We start from the raw sequence: 16,389 nt of genomic DNA, 5'->3' as shown, positions 1-16,389 counted from the left end.
TTCTGTCGCCGGTCACGCACGGCGATTCCGTGACGCGACCCGGCACCTGGAGGCCACGATGGACATGGAAGTCACCGCCTGGCATGCACTGCACAGTTCGATGACCGCGCAGCAAGGCCGGCGCCGCTTCTCCCGCGACACCCTGCGCCGTATCGCGGCGTTCGCCCGCCCGCACCGCCGCCACCTGGTGTGGTTCCTCGTCCTGAGCACGGTGACCGCGATGCTCGCGGTGGCCACACCGCTGCTGGCCGGGCGAGTGGTGGACGCCATCGTGGGCGGCGACGCGCCCTCCCTCGTCGTCGGCCTGTCCGCGCTGATCGCCGTCATCGCGGTCGCCGAGGCCGGGCTGGGGCTGCTGACCCGCTGGCTGTCGGCGAGCATCGGCGAGGGCCTGATCCTGGATCTGCGGACGACGGTCTACGACCACGTCCAGCGGATGCCGATCGCCTTCTTCACCCGCACCCGCACCGGAGCCCTGGTCAGCCGGCTCAACAACGATGTGATCGGTGCGCAGCGGGCGTTCAGCGACACCCTCTCCGGGGTCGTCAGCAACATCGTGACGCTGCTGCTGACCCTCGGCGTCATGATCGGCCTGTCCTGGCAGATCACCCTGATCGCACTGGTGCTGCTGCCGGTGTTCGTGCTGCCCGCCCGCCGCGTCGGCCGGCGGCTGGCGGATCTGCGCCGGGAGGGCGCCGACCACAACGCGGCGATGGGGACCCAGATGACCGAGCGGTTCTCCGCACCGGGTGCCACCCTCGTCAAGCTGATGGGCCGCCCGGCCCGTGAGTCCGCCGAGTTCGCCGTCCGGGCCCGCCGGGTGCGCGACATCGGGGTCCGCTCGGCCATGGTCCAGACGTACTTCGTCACCGCCCTCACCCTGGTTTCCGCCCTGGCGCTGGCCGTCGTCTACGGGCTGGGAGGCTTCCTCGCACTGGGCGGACAGCTGGAGCCCGGGGCGATCGTCTCGCTCGCCCTGCTGCTCACCCGGCTCTACGCCCCGCTGACCGCGCTGTCCGGCGCCCATATCGAGGTGATGAGCGCGCTGGTCAGCTTCGAGCGGGTCTTCGAGGTGCTCGACCTCAAGCCGCTGATCTCCGAGAAGCCGGATGCCCGCGCGGTCCCCGAGGGCCCGGTGTCCGTGGAGTTCGACTCCGTACGCTTCGGCTACCCGTCCGCCGACAAGGTCTCGCTGGCCTCCCTGGAGGAGGTCGCCACCCTCGACACCCGCGGCGGCGAAGAGGTCCTGCACGGCATCTCGTTCCGTGCCGAACCCGGCCAGATGGTCGCCCTGGTCGGCTCCTCGGGCGCCGGTAAGTCGACCGTGGCCCAGCTGCTGCCGCGGCTCTACGACACCGACGCGGGGGCGGTCCGGCTCTCCGGGGTGGACGTCCGCGACCTGACCGCCGCCTCGCTGCGCGACGTCCTCGGGATGGTCACCCAGGACGGGCACCTCTTCCATGACTCGATCCGCGAGAACCTGCTGCTGGCCAAGCCGGCGGCGACCGAGGCGGAGCTGTGGGACGCGCTGCGCCGCTCCCGTCTGGAGGAGCTGATCGCCGGACTTCCCGACGGGCTGGACACCGTCGTCGGCGAACGCGGCTACCGCCTCTCGGGCGGCGAGCGCCAGCGGCTGACGATCGCCCGGCTGCTGCTCGCCCACCCCCGGGTGGTGATCCTGGACGAGGCCACCGCCCACCTGGACAACACCTCCGAGGCGGCGGTTCAGGAGGCGCTCACCGAGGCCCTGGACGGCCGTACCGCACTGGTCATCGCCCACCGCCTGTCGACCGTACGGGCCGCGGACCTGATCCTGGTGGTCGAGGACGGGCGGATCGTCGAGCGCGGCACACACGAGACGCTGCTGGCCGCCGAGGGACGCTACGCGGAGCTGTACCGGACCCAGTTCGCCGACTCGGCTTCGGAGCCGCAGACCGCCCAGGCGGAGGCGGAAACCGGCAGCACGGCCTCCGGCCCGGATCTGCTGCCGGAGTCGGCGCTGGTCAACTGACGGCACGCCACGCCGGGCCCCCGCCTCTTGGCGGGGGCCTCGGTATGCCGAAAACTGAGGCAATGACGCAGCGCGCGGAACACTCCGGGCTCATGGACCGCCTCGCCCTCGACGATCTGATCACCGGGTACGCCATCGCCGTGGACGACGGTGACTGGCCCGGCTATCTGGCCCTGTTCACCCCGGACGGGCGGGCCGACTACCGCTCCGCGGGCGGCATCGAGGGCAGTGCCGAGGAGATGACCCGCTGGCTCGCCGAGATGCTGCGGCAGTTCGCGATGCGGCAGCATCTGATCGTCAACCGCCGGATCGCCTTCGCCCGGCGGGACGGCGCCTCCGGCGACACCGCCACGGTCCGGGCCGACTACCTCAACCCGATGCGGCTGGCCGGCCCCGCGCCGGACGCCGGGGAAGGCCCGACCGCCCCCAACTACACCTGCGGCGGCCGCTACGAATTCGCCGCCCGCCGCACCACCGAAGGCTGGCGGCTGACCGGCGTCGTCGTCCACGAGAAGTGGCGTCAGGTGAGGCCGGCGGACGACTGACCGGCTCGCCGAGCGCCGCACCGGACATCGACCGTTACATCCCGATATCGGCCGTTGCGGCGACACCCCCTTTCCTTGATCGGCACTGCCGCGCACACTGGCCGTCCGACCGGCGGAATCCGGCACCAGGGAGCCCGGCATGGACAGACCGCTCGGCCAGCAGGCGCGGTGGCCCGGCTCCCCCTGGGCACGGGGCGCGGCCGCCGCGCTCGCCGGAGCGGTGCCCGCCCTCACCTTCCCCGCCCCGTCCTGGTGGTGGCTGGCGTATGCCGCCCTGGTGCCCTGGCTGCTGCTGATCCGGACGGCGCCGACATACGGGCGGGCGGCGCTGGACGGCTGGCTGGGTGGCACCGGCTTCATACTCGCCGTCCACCAGTGGCTGCTGCCGAGCCTGCATGTCTTCATCCTGGTGCTCGCCCTGCTGCTCGGTGCGCTGTGGGCGCCCTGGGGGCTGCTGGTGCGTGCGCTGCTGGGCGGGGCGCCCGGCGCGGCCCGGTGCGCCGCCGCGCTGGTGCTGGTGCCCTCGGGCTGGCTGATGGTCGAACTGGTCCGTTCCTGGGAGTACTTGGGCGGCCCGTGGGGGCTGCTCGGCGCGAGTCAGTGGCAGGTGCCGCCCGCGCTGCGGCTGGCGTCGGTCGGCGGGGTGTGGCTGGTCAGCCTGCTGATCGTGGCGGTCAACACCGCACTGGCCGAGCTGATCGCCCGCCCGGCGGCACGGCTGCCCGCCGTCGCCGGGCTGCTGGTGTGCGCGCTGGCGGTCACCGCGGCCTGGTTCCGGGCGCCGGTCCCCCGCCCGGCCGGCACGGTACGGGTCGCCGTCGTCCAGCCCAACCTGACCGGCACCCCGGCGGAACGGCTGGCCCGGAGCGAGGCGCTCACCCGGTCGCTGGCGGGCCGCGGGGTGCGCCTGGTCATCTGGGGGGAGAGCAGCCTCACCCAGGACCCGGCGGACCGCCCGGCGCTCGCCGAACGCCTCGCCGCCCTCTCCCGGCACACCGGCGCCGAGCTGCTGATCAACGCCGACTCCGCGCACGCCGAGCGGCCGGGCATCTCCAAGACCGCGGTCCTGATCGGGCCGGACGGTCCGACCGGGGAGCGCTACGCCAAGATGCGGCTGGTGCCCTTCGGCGAGTACATCCCGTTCCGGTCCGTGCTCGGCTGGGCGACCCGGGTGGGCAAGGCCGCCCCGACCGACCGGCTGCGCGGCACCACCACGGTGGTGTTGCCGGTCGCCTCCGCGGGCGGACTGCGCGTCGGGCCGCTGGTGTGCTTCGAGAGCGCCTTCCCCGACATGAGCCGCCATCTGGTGCGCGACGGTGCGCAGGTGCTGGTCGCGCAGTCCTCGACCTCGACCTTCCAGGAGAGCTGGGCACCCGCGCAGCACGCCTCGCTGGCCGCGCTGCGCGCCGCGGAGAACGGGCGGCCGATGGTGCACGCCACGCTCACCGGCATCAGCGCCGTCCACGGCCCGCGGGGCGAGCGGATCGGCGAACGGCTCGGCACCGACCGCAGCGCGGCGGCCGTCTACGGCCTTCCGCTGGCCGAGGGCACCACCCCGTACACCCGGTTCGGCGACTGGGCGGTATACGGGGCGATGGGCGCGCTGGTGCTCGCCGGCGGGTACGCGGGGCTGCGGGCGCTCAGCAGACGGTCTGCGCGAGCGCCTCGGTGACGACCCGTTCGCACAGTTCATGGGTGCGCAGCGCGTCCTGCGCGGACGGCTGCCGACCGGCCCGTACATCGTCCAGGAACGCCAGCACGATCTGCTCGATACCGCGCTGGCGGGCGACCGGCACCCAGTCGCCGCGGCGCCGGATGCTCGGCTGGCCCTTGTGGTCGATGACCTCGGCGAGATTGACGACCTGGCGCTTGGTGTCCTGCCCGGAGACGTCGAGGATCTCCTCCGTGGAGCCGCTGAGACGGTTCATGGTGCCGATCGCGGTGAAGCCGTCACCGGACAGCTGCAGCACCACGTGCTGCATCAGCCCGTCCCGGATCCTGGCCCGCACATCGATGTGGTCGACCTCGCCGGGGACGAGGAACCGCAGGGTGTCGACGACATGGATGAAGTCGTCGAGCACCAGGGTGCGCGGGTCCTCGGGCAGGCCGACGCGGTTCTTCTGCATCAGGATCAGATCGCGGGCGTGCTCACGGCACTGGGCGTAGGCGGGCGCGAAGCGGCGGTTGAAGCCGACGGTGAGGCCCACGCCCCGCTCCTCGGCGAGCGCGACGATGCGCTGGGACGCGGCCAGCTCGTAGGCGATCGGCTTGTCGACATAGGTCGGTACGCCGGCCTCGATCAGCCGGGTCACGATCTCGGGGTGGGCGGCGGTGGCGGCGTGCACGAACGCCGCGTCCAGGCCGGTGGCCAGCAGCGAGTCCAGGTCGGGGTGGAGCCGTTCCGGCGGCAGCCGGTGGATGGCGCCGATGCGTTCCAGGGTGGCCGGGGTACGGGTGTGCAGATGCAGTTCGAGCCCCGGTTGTGTGCCCAGGACGGGGAGGTACGCCTTCCGGGCGATGTCGCCGAGTCCGATGCAGCCGACCTTCACTCGTACTCCTTGGGTTGTGCCGCCCTGGTGGTACCCCGCGTGCCGGAAGCATACGTGCCGGCCGGCAGCAGCCGGCCGGCAGCAGCCGGCCGGCACTTCCCAGCATGCTCCGCAGCGGACGGCCGGGCGCCAGGCGGGGGCCGGACCAGGGCAGCACGCCGGCGCACAGGCCGGCCGGGATCGCGCGGGGGGTCAGCCCTGCGGCGCACCCCTTGCCGGTGTCCCTATGGGGTGCCTCTGCGGATGGCGCCCCCTACGGCGTCCCCGCCACGCCGTCGAGGCGTAGTTGCAACCGGTCGATCGCGTCGCGGAGGCCCTGGCGGTATTCACCGTCGGCGAGGGCGTTGGCCGAGGCCCTCGCACGGCGCAGCTGGGCACGGGCGTCGGCCGGGCGGTCGAGAGCGGCGTAGTCGGCCGCGATATTGAGGTGGAGTGAGGGGAAGAACGCCCGGAGCGCGATGAGGGGGTGGCGGGGGCCGGGGCCGTCGGCGACCCGGGACTCCCCCGGTGTGCCGGCGCCGCCCGCGGGCCGCTCGGTGACGAAGCCCTCGGCCGCCTCCAGGGCTCGCAGGTCCCAGTCGAGTTCGTCCCGGGGGTCGTCCTGGGTGTCGGCCATGTAGTGGGCGAGGGTGCAGCGGTGGAAGGCGTCTCCGTGCGGCCCGATCTCGTGCCACAGGGCCGAGAGACGGTTGCGTGCCTCTTCCCGGTCGCCGGCGCGATGCAGCATGATCGCCTGGCCGATCCGGGTCAGCACCCCGTCCTCGGCCGTCGCCTCCCGCCGCGTTTCCACCACTGCACTCCCGTATCCGTGCCCACCGTCGGTGCCGTTCCCCTGACGCTAACCGCCGGACGGGAGCTGCGCGCGGTGTGCGCGACGCACCGGGTGGTACGCCCTGGCCGGGCAGGCCAACCGACTCAGCCCAGGTCAGGGATGCGCCAGTCGATCGGCGCGTGGCCCTGTGCGGCGACCGCGGCGTTGATCTGGGTGAAGGGGCGGGAGCCGAAGAACTTCTTGGCCGACAGCGGGGAGGGGTGCGCGCCCTGCACCACGGCATGCCGCTCCTCGTCGATCAGCGGCAGCTTCTTCTTGGCGTAATTCCCCCACAGCACGAAGACCGCCGGGTCGGGCCGGGAGGCCACGGCGCGGATCACCGCGTCGGTGACCTTCTCCCACCCCTTGCCCTTGTGCGAATTGGCCTCGGCCTCGCGGACCGTCAGGACGGCGTTCAGCAACAGCACACCCTGCTGGGCCCAGGGCATCAGATAGCCGTTGTCCGGAATCGGGTGTCCCAGCTCCTCCTTCATCTCCTTGTAGATGTTGCGCAGCGACGGCGGAGTCTTCACACCGGGCTGCACGGAGAAGCACAGACCGTGACCCTGCCCCGCACCGTGATAGGGGTCCTGGCCCAGGATGAGCACCTTCACCTGGTCGTACGGCGTCGCCTCCAGCGCCGCGAAGACCTGCTCGCGGGGCGGGTAGACCGGCCCATTGGCCCGCTCCTGCTCGACGAAGTCGGTGAGCTCCTTGAAATAGGGCTTCTCCAACTCCTCGCCGAGGACCCCGCGCCAGGACTCGGGCAGCATGTCGGTCACCACGTCAACAACCTCCGGTGTGCATCGCGTTCTCAGTCCCAGAACCTACCGGCGACCACTGACAACGCCGTCCGCGGGCCGCCCGGACCGGCCCCGAACGCAGCGCCCCGTCCCGCGGACGGGGAGGTCACGGCGTTCCGGCGAAGGTGCCGGCCCCCCTGAGGACCGGCACCACGGACTCCGCCGCTTGAAGCGCACACCAGGGCAAGGTCTCCCCCGCCCGCCGCCCCCGGCGACGTCAGGCCCGGCGACGTCACGGCCCGTCGCCGTCAGACCCCGGCGTTGAGGAAGAGACCGCCGTCCACCACCAGCGTCTGCCCGGTGATCCAGCCCGAGGCCTCCGACAGCAGGAAGGCCGCGGCCCCGCCGATGTCCTCCGGGACGCCGAGCCGCGCCATCGGGTAGCCGGCCGCCGCCTCCTCCTCGCGGTTCTCGTAGAGCGCGGCCGCGAACTTCGTCTTGACCACCGCGGGCGCGATGGAGTTGACCCGCACGCCCGGCGCGAACTCGTGGGCGAGCTGGAGCGTCAGATTCACCATCGCGGCCTTGCTCATCCCGTACGCACCGATGAAGGGCGAGGGCGCGAGACCGGCGATCGAGGCGATGTTGACGATGGCGCCGCCGTTGTCCTTCTGCCAGGCGTGCCAGGTGCGCTGCGCGAAGCCGAGCGCGGAGACGACGTTGGTCTCGAAGACCTTGCGTGCCACGCCCAGGTCGAGATCGGCGATCGGGCCGAACACCGGGTTCGTTCCGGCGTTGTTGACGAGGTAGTCGACGCGGCCGAAGGCCTCCATCGCGCGCTCGACGGCCACGGCCTGGTGGGCCTCGTCATGCGCCTTGCCGGCGACGCCGAGCACCCGGTCGGCGCCCAGCTTCTCGGCGGCCTCCTTGAGGGCGTCCTCGTTGCGGCCGGTGATGACGACCCGGTCGCCACGGGCCACCAGGGCCTCGGCGATGCCGTAGCCGATGCCGCGGCTGGCGCCGGTGACCAGCGCCACCTTGCCGGTGGGCTCGGGGAGCCCGCTGTCCTGCTCGGTCATGTCCAGAACTCCTGGGGTCGGTGGGGCGGTCAGTTGAGCGGGCCGCCGGCGACGTACATGACCTGGCCGGAGACGAAGCCGGCCGCGTCGCCCGTGAAGAAGGCGATCGCGTTGGCGATGTCATCGGGCCGGCCCACCCGCTGGACCGGGATCTGGGTGGCGGCCGCGGCCTGGAACTCCTCGAAGCCCATACCGACGCGCTCCGCCGTGGCGGCGGTCATGTCGGTGACGATGAAGCCGGGGGCGACGGCATTGGCGGTGACACCGAACTTGCCGAGTTCGACGGCGAGCGTCTTGGTGAAGCCCTGCAGTCCGGCCTTGGCGGCGGAGTAGTTGACCTGCCCGCGGTTGCCGAGCGCCGAGCTGGAGGAGAGGTTGACGATCCGCCCGAACTTGGCGTCCACCATGTGCTTCTGGCACGCGCGCGACATCAGGAACGCGCCGCGCAGATGCACGTTCATGACCGTGTCCCAGTCGCTCTCGCTCATCTTGAACAGCAGGTTGTCGCGGAGCACACCGGCGTTGTTGACGAGCACGGTCGGCGCACCGAGTTCGGAGGCGACCCGGGCCACCGCGGTCTCGACCTGTTCCGCGTCGGAGACGTCACAGCCGACCGCGATGGCCTTGCCGCCGGCTGCGGTGATCTTCGCGACGGTGTCCTTGCAGGCCGCCTCGTCGAGGTCGAGTACGGCGACGGCACGGCCCTCGGCGGCCAGGCGCACGGCGGTGGCCGCGCCGATACCGCGGGCCGCGCCCGTCACGATGGCGACGCGCTGCTCGGTGCTGGACATGCGGGTTCTCCTCATCCTCGAAACCTCGACAAGCGGTCCGCCGCACCGTCCCGTGGGTGAGCAACCGCTTAGTAGCCTGAGCAGGGCTGACGCTAGAAGCCCGGCCACCCGCTGTCAACGCCCCACCACCGCGCCGTTGCCCACCTCACCTGTGAAACCGGCCGGGGGCCGGCGCACGGGCGTACGGGGCACGAGGCACGGGCACGGGCGCACCACGACGAAGCGCCCGGCCCGCCCGAAGGCGGCGCCGGGCGCCCGTACGGCGATCCCGTGGTCCTCAGCGCACCAGCAACTCCACCAGCCGCTCCGCCTCGGCGGCGGGATCGGTGGTCAGGCCGGTGTGCACCGGTCCCGGCTGGACGATGGTGCTGCGCGGCGCGATCAGCCAGCGGAAACGACGTCCCGCGTCATCCCCCGCCGCCTGTCCGGCCCGCTCGCCGCCCTCGCAGATGTCCTCGACGGCACCGAGCGCGGCCCGTACGCCGGCCACATCGGCCGTGGGGTCGAGCGCCAGCAGCCGGGCCTCGTCCAGATACGTCCGGGCCTCGACGAAGCGCCGGGCACGGCAGTACACGACCACCCCGGCATTGATCATCTCGCCGCGCTCGACCCGGGGCACGACCTTCAGCAGGGCGTACTCGAACACATCGCGCCCGTTGTGCAGACCCGTCACTTCACTGCCCTCCGCGGCGGCTTACCGGCCGGCCGTTCCGGTGCCCGCGAGGGCGCGTCCTTGGCGGGCTCCCCCAGGTTGATCCGGTCGCCGAGCGTCTGAACACGGGCCAGCAAGGTGCGCACATACGCCTGCCGCAGCAGATCCGGGGAGTCGAAGCCCGGCTCGTCGGCCAGCCATTCGTCCGGCACCTCCGCCGCGATCTCGGTCAGCAGCTCTTCGGTGATCTGTGGCGCGAATTCATCGGCCGCCGACGCGAGGTCCGGACCGAAGGTGGCAAGCACATGGTCGGAGGCGTTGTACGGACGGGTCGAAGCCTTCTCCGCGGTGGGCCAGTTGTGGTGCCAGATCATCGCGGCGCCGTGGTCGATCAGCCACAGTTCGCCGTGCCACACCAGCAGATTGGGATTGCGCCAGGACCGGTCGACGTTGTTGATCAACGCGTCGAACCACACCACCCGGCCCGCCTCACGGGCACTCACCTCAAACGCGAGCGGATCGAAACCCAGCGATCCAGGAAGGTAATCCATGCCCAGGTTGAGCCCGCCACTGGCTTTCAGCAGCTCCTGGACCTCCTGGTCCGGCTCGCTCAGCCCGATGACGGGATCGAGCTGCATCTGCACCAGCTCCGGCACCCGCAGCCCGAGCCGACGCCCCAGCTGCCCACAGATGATCTCGGCAACAAGCGTCTTACGCCCCTGCCCGGCACCGGTAAATTTCATGATGTAGGTACCGAGGTCGTCCCCCTCGACGATTCCCGGAAGCGAGCCGCCCTCACGAAGGGGTGTGACGTAGCGGGTCGCTGTGACTTCTGTCAGCATTTCGCCAGGCTATAGGACCGTTCGAACTGACAATCCACGCTTCCTCCAACACAGGCAAACACAGAGCCAGCCACGCCGGACCACGGCCTTGCTCAACGTCTGCAAGATCGGCGGTCATCGCGCCGCTCAGCGCACGCGATTGAGCAGACCGGCGGGATCAGGCTCGGCCTGGAGGCCGCGGAGCAGCAGAGTCCACAGGTCATGCAGGTGCTCCTCGATGTGCCGGCGTCCCTCCAGGGCGTCGGAGACGGTGTGCAGACCGAAGAAGGAGCAGACGATGCCGTGGGCGGTGGCGGCGGGTGGTACATCGGCAGCGAGTTCACCGTTACGGGCGGCTTCTTCGAGTAACTGGGTAACGGCTTCGATCCAGCCGAGGAACGGCGCGGGGAGCTGGGCGTCGATGGCTTTGCGTTCCGCCCAGAGGCGGGCTCCGGCCCGGACGACGATGTCGTCCCGAAAGGCGCGTGCCACCTCGAAGCTCAGCCCGACGAGTTTCTCCAGGGCCGGCAGGCCGGGCTGCCGGTAGCGGCTGATCAAATGCGGCCAGGTGGCGAAATGTTCCTCGACGATGGCGAGGGCGAGCTTCTCCTTGCTGGCGTAGTGGAAATAGATGGCCCCGCTGGTTCGACCGGAATGCGCACTGATGTCGCTGATGCTGGTACCGGCGTACCCCTTCTCGTCGAACAAGGTCGCCGCCGCCTCGAGAAGGAACCTGCGCGTCGCTTCCGCCCGGATCTGCACGTACACCTCGCACGTTGTTCTCGTTCCGCCGGGAGGCAACCTACCGCTCCGCGCACCCCGGAATTCAAGGGTGCGCATGTTCGAATTTCGGTATTCCCTGGTCGTATGAGCACCTCAACGGCCAGGACCGTCGGAAAGAGTGAGCCGCTCAGCTGGTCTCGTACCGTCGAGCGGGAGCTGGTGCACCGGACCTCGGTGGCAGAGGTCCTCCTTACGGATGTACGGCCGACCGATGCCCCGCACGTCTTCCTGGCGGCGGCGTCCTGGCCACGCGCGCATGCGACGTTCCCCCGCGACGGGTCGCAGCGGCACAGCCCGCTGATTCTGGTGGAAACACTGCGTCAGCTCGGTCTCTACATTCCCTTGCGCTTCTACGCGGTTCCAAAGACCTTCCGCGCGGTCGTCACCGACCTGCACTTCCACCTCAGCCCCGCCGACGAATTGCCGGCCCGCGCCGGAGCGACCGAAATCACCTGCTCGGCACGGGCCAGCGCCGTCCGGCGGGCGCCGGACGAGTCCGCCATCGGACTGCGACTGAATGTCACCTTCGCCGCGTGCGGGGTGACTTTCGGCAAAGGAGGCGGGGGCGTGCGATTCCTGGACGGCGCGCGATTCACCGCGCTGCGCGCCAGGAGCGCGGGCGGTGCCGCCCCGGATCGCCGCCCGGAGGGCGGGTACCGACCGTCGGCCGCACAGCTGACCGTGAATCACCCGCATGATGCGGTCCTCACTCTCGACCAGGGAAAGCTGTTGGTCTCGCCGGCCGACCCGCTGCACCCGTTCTTCTTCGACCACCCCACCGACCACGTGCCCGGCATGGTGCTGCTGGAAGCTGCCCGCCAGGCCGCCTCATACCTCAGTCGGGGCAGGCTGAGCCGACCCCTTTTCGGCCGGCTGAAGGCCTCCCGGTTCACCGAACTGACCCCGCCCGCACGTGTGCTGTGCACCAGGCACGGCTCGACGTGCGCATTCCGCATCCTCCAGGGCGGCACAGAGACGGCCTGCGGCACCTTCAGTTATACGTAGAGCACACAATATTGACATTTGTGAATTGGTTGACCTTTCCGCATTGCCATCCGTAACATAACGATCGATATTTTCCGGCTGGAGCGGAAGAAATCCCCGCCATGGGAGCTGCCCTGCCGGAATCCCTCGGCCCGGTGCCGGGCGTCCGTGAAACCGACGCTGCCCTGCGTCTTTCGCGACCGGTCGCATCAGCGCTTTCGGGCCCATCGGAACGGAATCCCGAATGACCGCAGAGACCATCCTTTCCTGGACCCCCGCGGCCGTCGTTTTCGACTGTGACGGCACGCTGATGGACACCGAACGCCATTGGGTGGACGCCCGTGACATGGTGCTGAGCAGCTACGGCTGCGCCCCCTCGGACGACTTCGCGGAAAAGGCGCGAGGGCTGCACTACACCGAATGCGGGCGCTTAATGGCCGATGTGGCCGGGCGACCGGAACTGACCGGGGACATGACGGAGTCATTGCTCAAGCGCTTCCGTGAACTCGTCGCCGCAGACCCCACCACCATGCCCGGGGCACCGGAATTGGTGTATTCGGCCGTGCAGTTCGCCCCGCTGGCCGTGGCCAGTAACTGCCCACTGGAAGTCGTCGAGTCCTGTCTCGGAATGGCTGGACTCCGGGATTGCTTCAGCCACATCGTGGTACCCAACGACACCACGAGACCCAAACCCCACCCGGACGTCTACCTCACCGCCGCCCAGCTCTGCGGGGTGGAGCCCGCTGACACGCTGGCCGTCGAGGACTCCCACTGCGGCATCCAAGCTGCCGCAGGCGCGGGCATGCGGGTACTCGGAGTCGGGCCCCGCCCCAGCGACAGGGAGACGGCGTTGGCCGACTGGTGGGTCCACTCACTGGCGGAGCCGGCGGTGCAGGGATGGGCCGACGCCCGCATCCCTGCCCAGGGCACGGGTCCCACTGGGCCCGGTACCACGACGACATGACGGCGGACCGGCCCGCGGCAGACCCCGTGGCACCTCAGGGCATACTGGCGCTCGTTGTTGCCGTGGGCCGGATCCGGGAGGGAGACGCAGTGCCTGAGCTGCGGTGTGAAGCGGTTCGCTGGGTCGATGACGAGCCGTTTCCCGGCATCGTCGAGGTTCAGTTCGTGGACGCCACTGGGCACCGCTGGTCCTTGTTCGACAAGACGCCGGTCTTCTGGCCCGCTGTGTTGACCCCCGAAGCGGTCTACCCGGTACAGGTCACGGTGGCGTGCACAATCCTGGACGGCGCCAGGCAGCCCGCAGGCGACGAGCTCGTGGCGGTCTGCCTCGCGCCGGACGGGTTGACGACGCCGGACGGACGGGACACCTTCACCGTGAGCCGAGGCCGGCTCATCCCGTGAGGGCGGGATTCCGCAGCGGACCCGCGAACCACGCTCGGGCACACCTCCGTTGCCCACTCACCATCGTCCCGGCATCACTCGTCCGGCCCCGTCGCCCTCGGCGTCACCAGGGCATCGGATGTGCCGCGGTCAATCGTCCGTCGGCCCTCTCCGCCCTGGGACCGGCCCTCAGGCAGGGAGCGAGATGACTCGGGCCTGGTCCGAGGGAAGGCCCGTCGGTAGGCGCTCGGCGATACCCCGAGCTGTTTGAGGAAGTGGTGGCGGAGGTTGTTCGCCGTGCCGAGGCCGCTCAGCTCCCCGACCTTCTCGATGGGCAAGTCTGTTGATTCCAGCAGGTTTTGGGCCCTTGCCAGCCGCTGGTTGAGGAGCCACTGGAGTGGAGTCGTCCCGGTGGCCGCCTGGAGTCGCCGGTGGAAGGTCCGCGGGCTCATCGCTGCGCGCTGAGCCAGATCCCCGACCGCCAGGGGTTGGTCCAGGTGTGCACGGGCCCAGTCCAGGACGGGTCCCAGGCTCCCGTCGTCGGTGGTGGGCACGGACAGGTCGATGAACTGCGCCTGGCCGCCGGGGCGGTGGGCGGGCACCACCATCCGGCGGGCCAGCTGATTGGCGACGTGTGCGCCCAGGTCACGGCGCACCAGATGGAGGCAGAGGTCGAGGCCGGCGGTCAGCCCGGCACTGGTGAGCACATCTCCGTCGTCCACGTACAGCACCGAGTCGTCGACCTGCACCTTCGGGTAGCGCTCGGCCAGTTGAGCGGTGTGCATCCAATGGGCGGTGGCACGCCGTCCGTCGAGCAACCCCGCCTCGGCGAGCGCGAAGGCACCGGTGCACAGGGACACCATGCGGGCGCCTGCGTCGTAGGCCTGGCGCAGGGCCGTGATCAGTGCCGACGGCAGCGGTCCGCCCTCGTCGACGAAGGAGTCGGGCACCGAGGGCACGATGACCGTGTCGGCGCCGACGAGGTCATCGAGCCCGTAGCGGGTCCGCAGTGACAGTCCGCTGTCGGCCGGAGAGCCATCCTGCTGCCCCGTCCCCATACGGCACAGCCGCAGGTCGTACCAAGGGTCGGCCAGGTCCGCCTGCGGCTTCCCGAAGACGGTGCAGGGGATGCTCAACTCGTACAGATCCCATGAGGGGACTCCGATGTCCTCGGCCACGACCACGGCGACGGAACCAGGATGCATACCTCGAAGGGTATGGCAGGAATTTGGTGGCTGCTGTCACCAGTGTCACTGTTCCCGGCCCCCGCACGCTGCGATCTTGGTCCACACGTGACCAACCGCCGCAGGCGGACGTACAGGGAGTTGTGACATGCAGTCTGATCGCCCGGCGGTAACCGTCATCGGCCTGGGCTCCATGGGCTCGGCGCTGGCCGCCGTTTTACTGGAGCGGGGCTACGAGACCACCGTGTGGAACCGCTCGGCGCACCGGGCCCAGCCGCTGGTCGACCGGGGTGCCCGCCTGGCCGCGACACCCGAGGAGGCCGTCGCAGCGAGCCCGCTGACCGTCGCTTGCGTACTGGACTACGAGGTGCTGCACGCCGTCCTCGACCCCGTCGCCGGTTGCCTCGCGGGCAAGGCCCTGGTCAACCTCACGTCCGGTTCCCCGGAGCAGGCGCACGAGGCCGCCGCGTGGGCCCGGTCGCACGCCGCCGACTACCTCGACGGCGCGATCATGACCACCCCGCCGGGGGTCGGCAGCCCCGAGATGATGTTCCTCTACAGCGGTTCACAGGCCGTCTTCGACGACCACCGTGCGACGTTGGCGTCCCTGGGTGACCCCTTGCACCTGGGCACCGACCCGGGCCTGGCTTCCCTCTACGACGCCGCCCTGCTCGGCCTGATGTGGTCCACCATGACCGGCTGGCTGCACGGCACCGCGCTGGTCGGCGCGGAGAAGACACCGGCCACGGCCTTCACCCCCGTCGCGATCCGCTGGCTGACCGCCGTGGCCGGCTTCCTGACCACCTACGCACCCCAGGTGGACACCGGCCGTTACCCGGGCGACGACGCCACCGTTGACGTGCAGATCGCGGCCATCGACCATCTCATCCACGCAGCAGCGGCCCGCGGCATCGACAACGCCCTGCCCGAACTCCTGAAGTCCGCCATGGAACGGGCCAAGGCCACGGGCCACGGCTCCGACAGCTACGCGAGCGTGATCGAGGTCCTGAAGAACCCGGCGGCCGGCAAATGACCGAGACACCAACAGCTACCGCTCAACCCGTCGCGCCGGACCCGACGGCTCCCGCTACCACCGTGCCGTGGACGGACCTTCTGGCCGCCGCCACCGACGACTGCCTGGCCACCCTCCTCAAGGGGGCCGACCAGGACTGGTCACGCCCCGCTCACGCCCTCGACTGGACCTGCCGCCAGACCCTCGACCATCTCGCCCTCGGCCTGATGGGCTACACCGGCCTGCTCATCGCCCGCCCCGACGACCGCTACATCACCCTCTTCGCCTCACTCGACCCCCAGGCCACCGTCCCCGCCTGCCTGGACGGCCTGCGCATCGCCGCGTCCCTCCTCACCTCCACCGTCCGCGACACGACTGCCGAAGCACGCGCCTGGCACCCGTGGGGCCACTCCGACGCCACCGGTTTCGCCGCCATGGGGATCACCGAACTGACCGTCCACACCTACGACATCACCCGCACCCTCGGTCTGCCCTGGGCCCCGCCCGACGACATCGGCACCGCCGTCCTCACCCGTCTCTTCCCCGACGCTCCGTCCGGACACGGCCCGTCCGACACTCTGCTGTGGTGTACGGGCCGCATCCCGCTGCCCGGCCTGCCCCGGCGCACGGACTGGCAGTGGGACGGAACCGTGCGCCCACCCGCCCGCCCCTGACGGCCAGGGCCACGACACCTGGACCACAAGAACCTGCCTCACAGGAACGGTCGAACACGGGCCGCAGCCGCCCATTGCCGGGTGAGGTCTTTAGTGATCAGGCTTGACCTCGAATTCGCTCCTACTCGGTCGCGTTGACGGCCGGGAGGCCCACGTAACCAGCCAACCCACCAGGCAAGCACGACCCGTTCATCCCTCCATGCACAATCTGCACGTCAAACTGTCCACACCGCGTCGCGGAAAGCGAGCCGGGGCCCGAAGTCCTCCACCGTCACTGTCCAGAGGTGAAAGAAGTCGCACCCACCAGGGTCGGATCGATCCGGTCATCGCGTCGAATTCGCACATTCTTCCGGGCGGCATTCTGCGGTTACTTGAGGACTATTACGGATCCCGATGAATGTCAGGG

17 protein-coding genes are annotated in these 16,389 nt (G+C 70.4%); 8 read left to right on the top strand and 9 right to left on the bottom strand.

All coding sequences use genetic code 11. The features are described 5' to 3' along the window. Positions 1–58: 58 nt before the first annotated feature. The 3 genes from ACFW5B_RS15890 to lnt all read left to right on the top strand — a co-directional run bounded on the left by ACFW5B_RS15890 (position 59) and on the right by lnt (position 4,228). Positions 59–2,011, top strand: a complete 1,953-nt coding sequence (locus tag ACFW5B_RS15890; protein WP_386439219.1) for an ABC transporter ATP-binding protein — start codon at positions 59–61, stop codon at positions 2,009–2,011. A 62-nt stretch (positions 2,012–2,073) separates the two neighbouring features. Continuing rightward, on the top strand, positions 2,074–2,556 hold the full coding sequence (locus ACFW5B_RS15885; RefSeq protein ID WP_386439217.1) for a nuclear transport factor 2 family protein: 483 nt from the start codon (positions 2,074–2,076) through the stop codon (positions 2,554–2,556). 139 nt (positions 2,557–2,695) lie between these two features. After that, positions 2,696–4,228, top strand: a complete 1,533-nt coding sequence (gene lnt / locus ACFW5B_RS15880; RefSeq protein ID WP_386439215.1) for an apolipoprotein N-acyltransferase — start codon at positions 2,696–2,698, stop codon at positions 4,226–4,228. On the opposite strand, the gene ACFW5B_RS15875 is transcribed toward lnt, so the two are convergent. The 8 genes from ACFW5B_RS15875 to ACFW5B_RS15840 form a co-directional block, all read right to left on the bottom strand. After that, complete coding sequence (locus ACFW5B_RS15875) at positions 4,197–5,105, bottom strand: Gfo/Idh/MocA family protein (protein ID WP_386439213.1); 909 nt, start codon at positions 5,103–5,105, stop codon at positions 4,197–4,199. The two genes, lnt and ACFW5B_RS15875, sit on opposite strands and share 32 nt — an antisense overlap. A gap of 253 nt (positions 5,106–5,358) precedes the next feature. Next, complete coding sequence (locus ACFW5B_RS15870) at positions 5,359–5,895, bottom strand: hypothetical protein (protein ID WP_386439211.1); 537 nt, start codon at positions 5,893–5,895, stop codon at positions 5,359–5,361. A 125-nt stretch (positions 5,896–6,020) separates the two neighbouring features. Beyond that, complete coding sequence (locus ACFW5B_RS15865; RefSeq protein WP_386439407.1) at positions 6,021–6,689, bottom strand: uracil-DNA glycosylase; 669 nt, start codon at positions 6,687–6,689, stop codon at positions 6,021–6,023. A 278-nt stretch (positions 6,690–6,967) separates the two neighbouring features. Further along, positions 6,968–7,738: an SDR family oxidoreductase gene (locus tag ACFW5B_RS15860; protein WP_386439209.1), complete on the bottom strand. Its 771-nt coding sequence runs from the start codon at positions 7,736–7,738 to the stop codon at positions 6,968–6,970. 29 nt (positions 7,739–7,767) lie between these two features. Then, a complete protein-coding gene (fabG, locus tag ACFW5B_RS15855) occupies positions 7,768–8,529 on the bottom strand; it encodes a 3-oxoacyl-ACP reductase FabG (protein WP_386439206.1) in 762 nt (253 codons plus the stop codon). Positions 8,530–8,806: 277 nt separating this feature from the next. Continuing rightward, positions 8,807–9,202, bottom strand: a complete 396-nt coding sequence (locus tag ACFW5B_RS15850; protein ID WP_386439204.1) for a DUF3037 domain-containing protein — start codon at positions 9,200–9,202, stop codon at positions 8,807–8,809. Further along, a complete protein-coding gene (locus tag ACFW5B_RS15845) occupies positions 9,199–10,023 on the bottom strand; it encodes a HipA family kinase (protein WP_386439202.1) in 825 nt (274 codons plus the stop codon). Before ACFW5B_RS15845 ends, ACFW5B_RS15850 begins: the two co-directional genes overlap by 4 nt. A gap of 126 nt (positions 10,024–10,149) precedes the next feature. Then, entirely contained in the window at positions 10,150–10,770 is a 621-nt protein-coding gene (locus ACFW5B_RS15840; protein WP_386439200.1) for a ScbR family autoregulator-binding transcription factor, read from the bottom strand. A gap of 99 nt (positions 10,771–10,869) precedes the next feature. Between ACFW5B_RS15840 and ACFW5B_RS15835 the strand changes: the two genes are divergently transcribed. The 3 genes from ACFW5B_RS15835 (at position 10,870) to ACFW5B_RS15825 (ending at position 13,134) form a co-directional block, all read left to right on the top strand. Continuing rightward, positions 10,870–11,790 (top strand): ScbA/BarX family gamma-butyrolactone biosynthesis protein, encoded by a 921-nt coding sequence (locus ACFW5B_RS15835; RefSeq protein ID WP_386439198.1) that lies wholly within the window; start codon positions 10,870–10,872, stop codon positions 11,788–11,790. A gap of 223 nt (positions 11,791–12,013) precedes the next feature. Then, positions 12,014–12,733, top strand: coding sequence for an HAD family hydrolase (locus tag ACFW5B_RS15830; protein WP_386439196.1), 720 nt, complete (start codon positions 12,014–12,016; stop codon positions 12,731–12,733). An 89-nt stretch (positions 12,734–12,822) separates the two neighbouring features. After that, positions 12,823–13,134 carry a hypothetical protein gene (locus ACFW5B_RS15825; protein WP_386439194.1) on the top strand — a complete coding sequence of 104 codons (312 nt, stop codon included), beginning with the start codon at positions 12,823–12,825 and terminating at the stop codon, positions 13,132–13,134. A gap of 74 nt (positions 13,135–13,208) precedes the next feature. On the opposite strand, the gene ACFW5B_RS15820 is transcribed toward ACFW5B_RS15825, so the two are convergent. Beyond that, positions 13,209–14,318: a GlxA family transcriptional regulator gene (locus tag ACFW5B_RS15820; RefSeq protein WP_386439192.1), complete on the bottom strand. Its 1,110-nt coding sequence runs from the start codon at positions 14,316–14,318 to the stop codon at positions 13,209–13,211. 127 nt (positions 14,319–14,445) lie between these two features. On the opposite strand from ACFW5B_RS15820, the gene ACFW5B_RS15815 reads away from it, so the two are divergent. Together ACFW5B_RS15815 and ACFW5B_RS15810 are read left to right on the top strand one after the other, a co-directional pair. Continuing rightward, positions 14,446–15,330, top strand: a complete 885-nt coding sequence (locus tag ACFW5B_RS15815; RefSeq protein ID WP_386439190.1) for an NAD(P)-dependent oxidoreductase — start codon at positions 14,446–14,448, stop codon at positions 15,328–15,330. Beyond that, positions 15,327–15,983 carry a maleylpyruvate isomerase N-terminal domain-containing protein gene (locus ACFW5B_RS15810; RefSeq protein ID WP_386439188.1) on the top strand — a complete coding sequence of 219 codons (657 nt, stop codon included), beginning with the start codon at positions 15,327–15,329 and terminating at the stop codon, positions 15,981–15,983. The genes ACFW5B_RS15815 and ACFW5B_RS15810 overlap by 4 nt, the downstream gene beginning before the upstream one ends. Positions 15,984–16,389 lie beyond the last annotated feature (406 nt).

Origin of the sequence: Streptomyces sp. NPDC058773 (assembly GCF_042746015.1) — a bacterium.
GTDB lineage: Bacteria > Actinomycetota > Actinomycetes > Streptomycetales > Streptomycetaceae > Streptomyces.
This window is presented reverse-complemented; position numbering and strand designations above follow the sequence as displayed.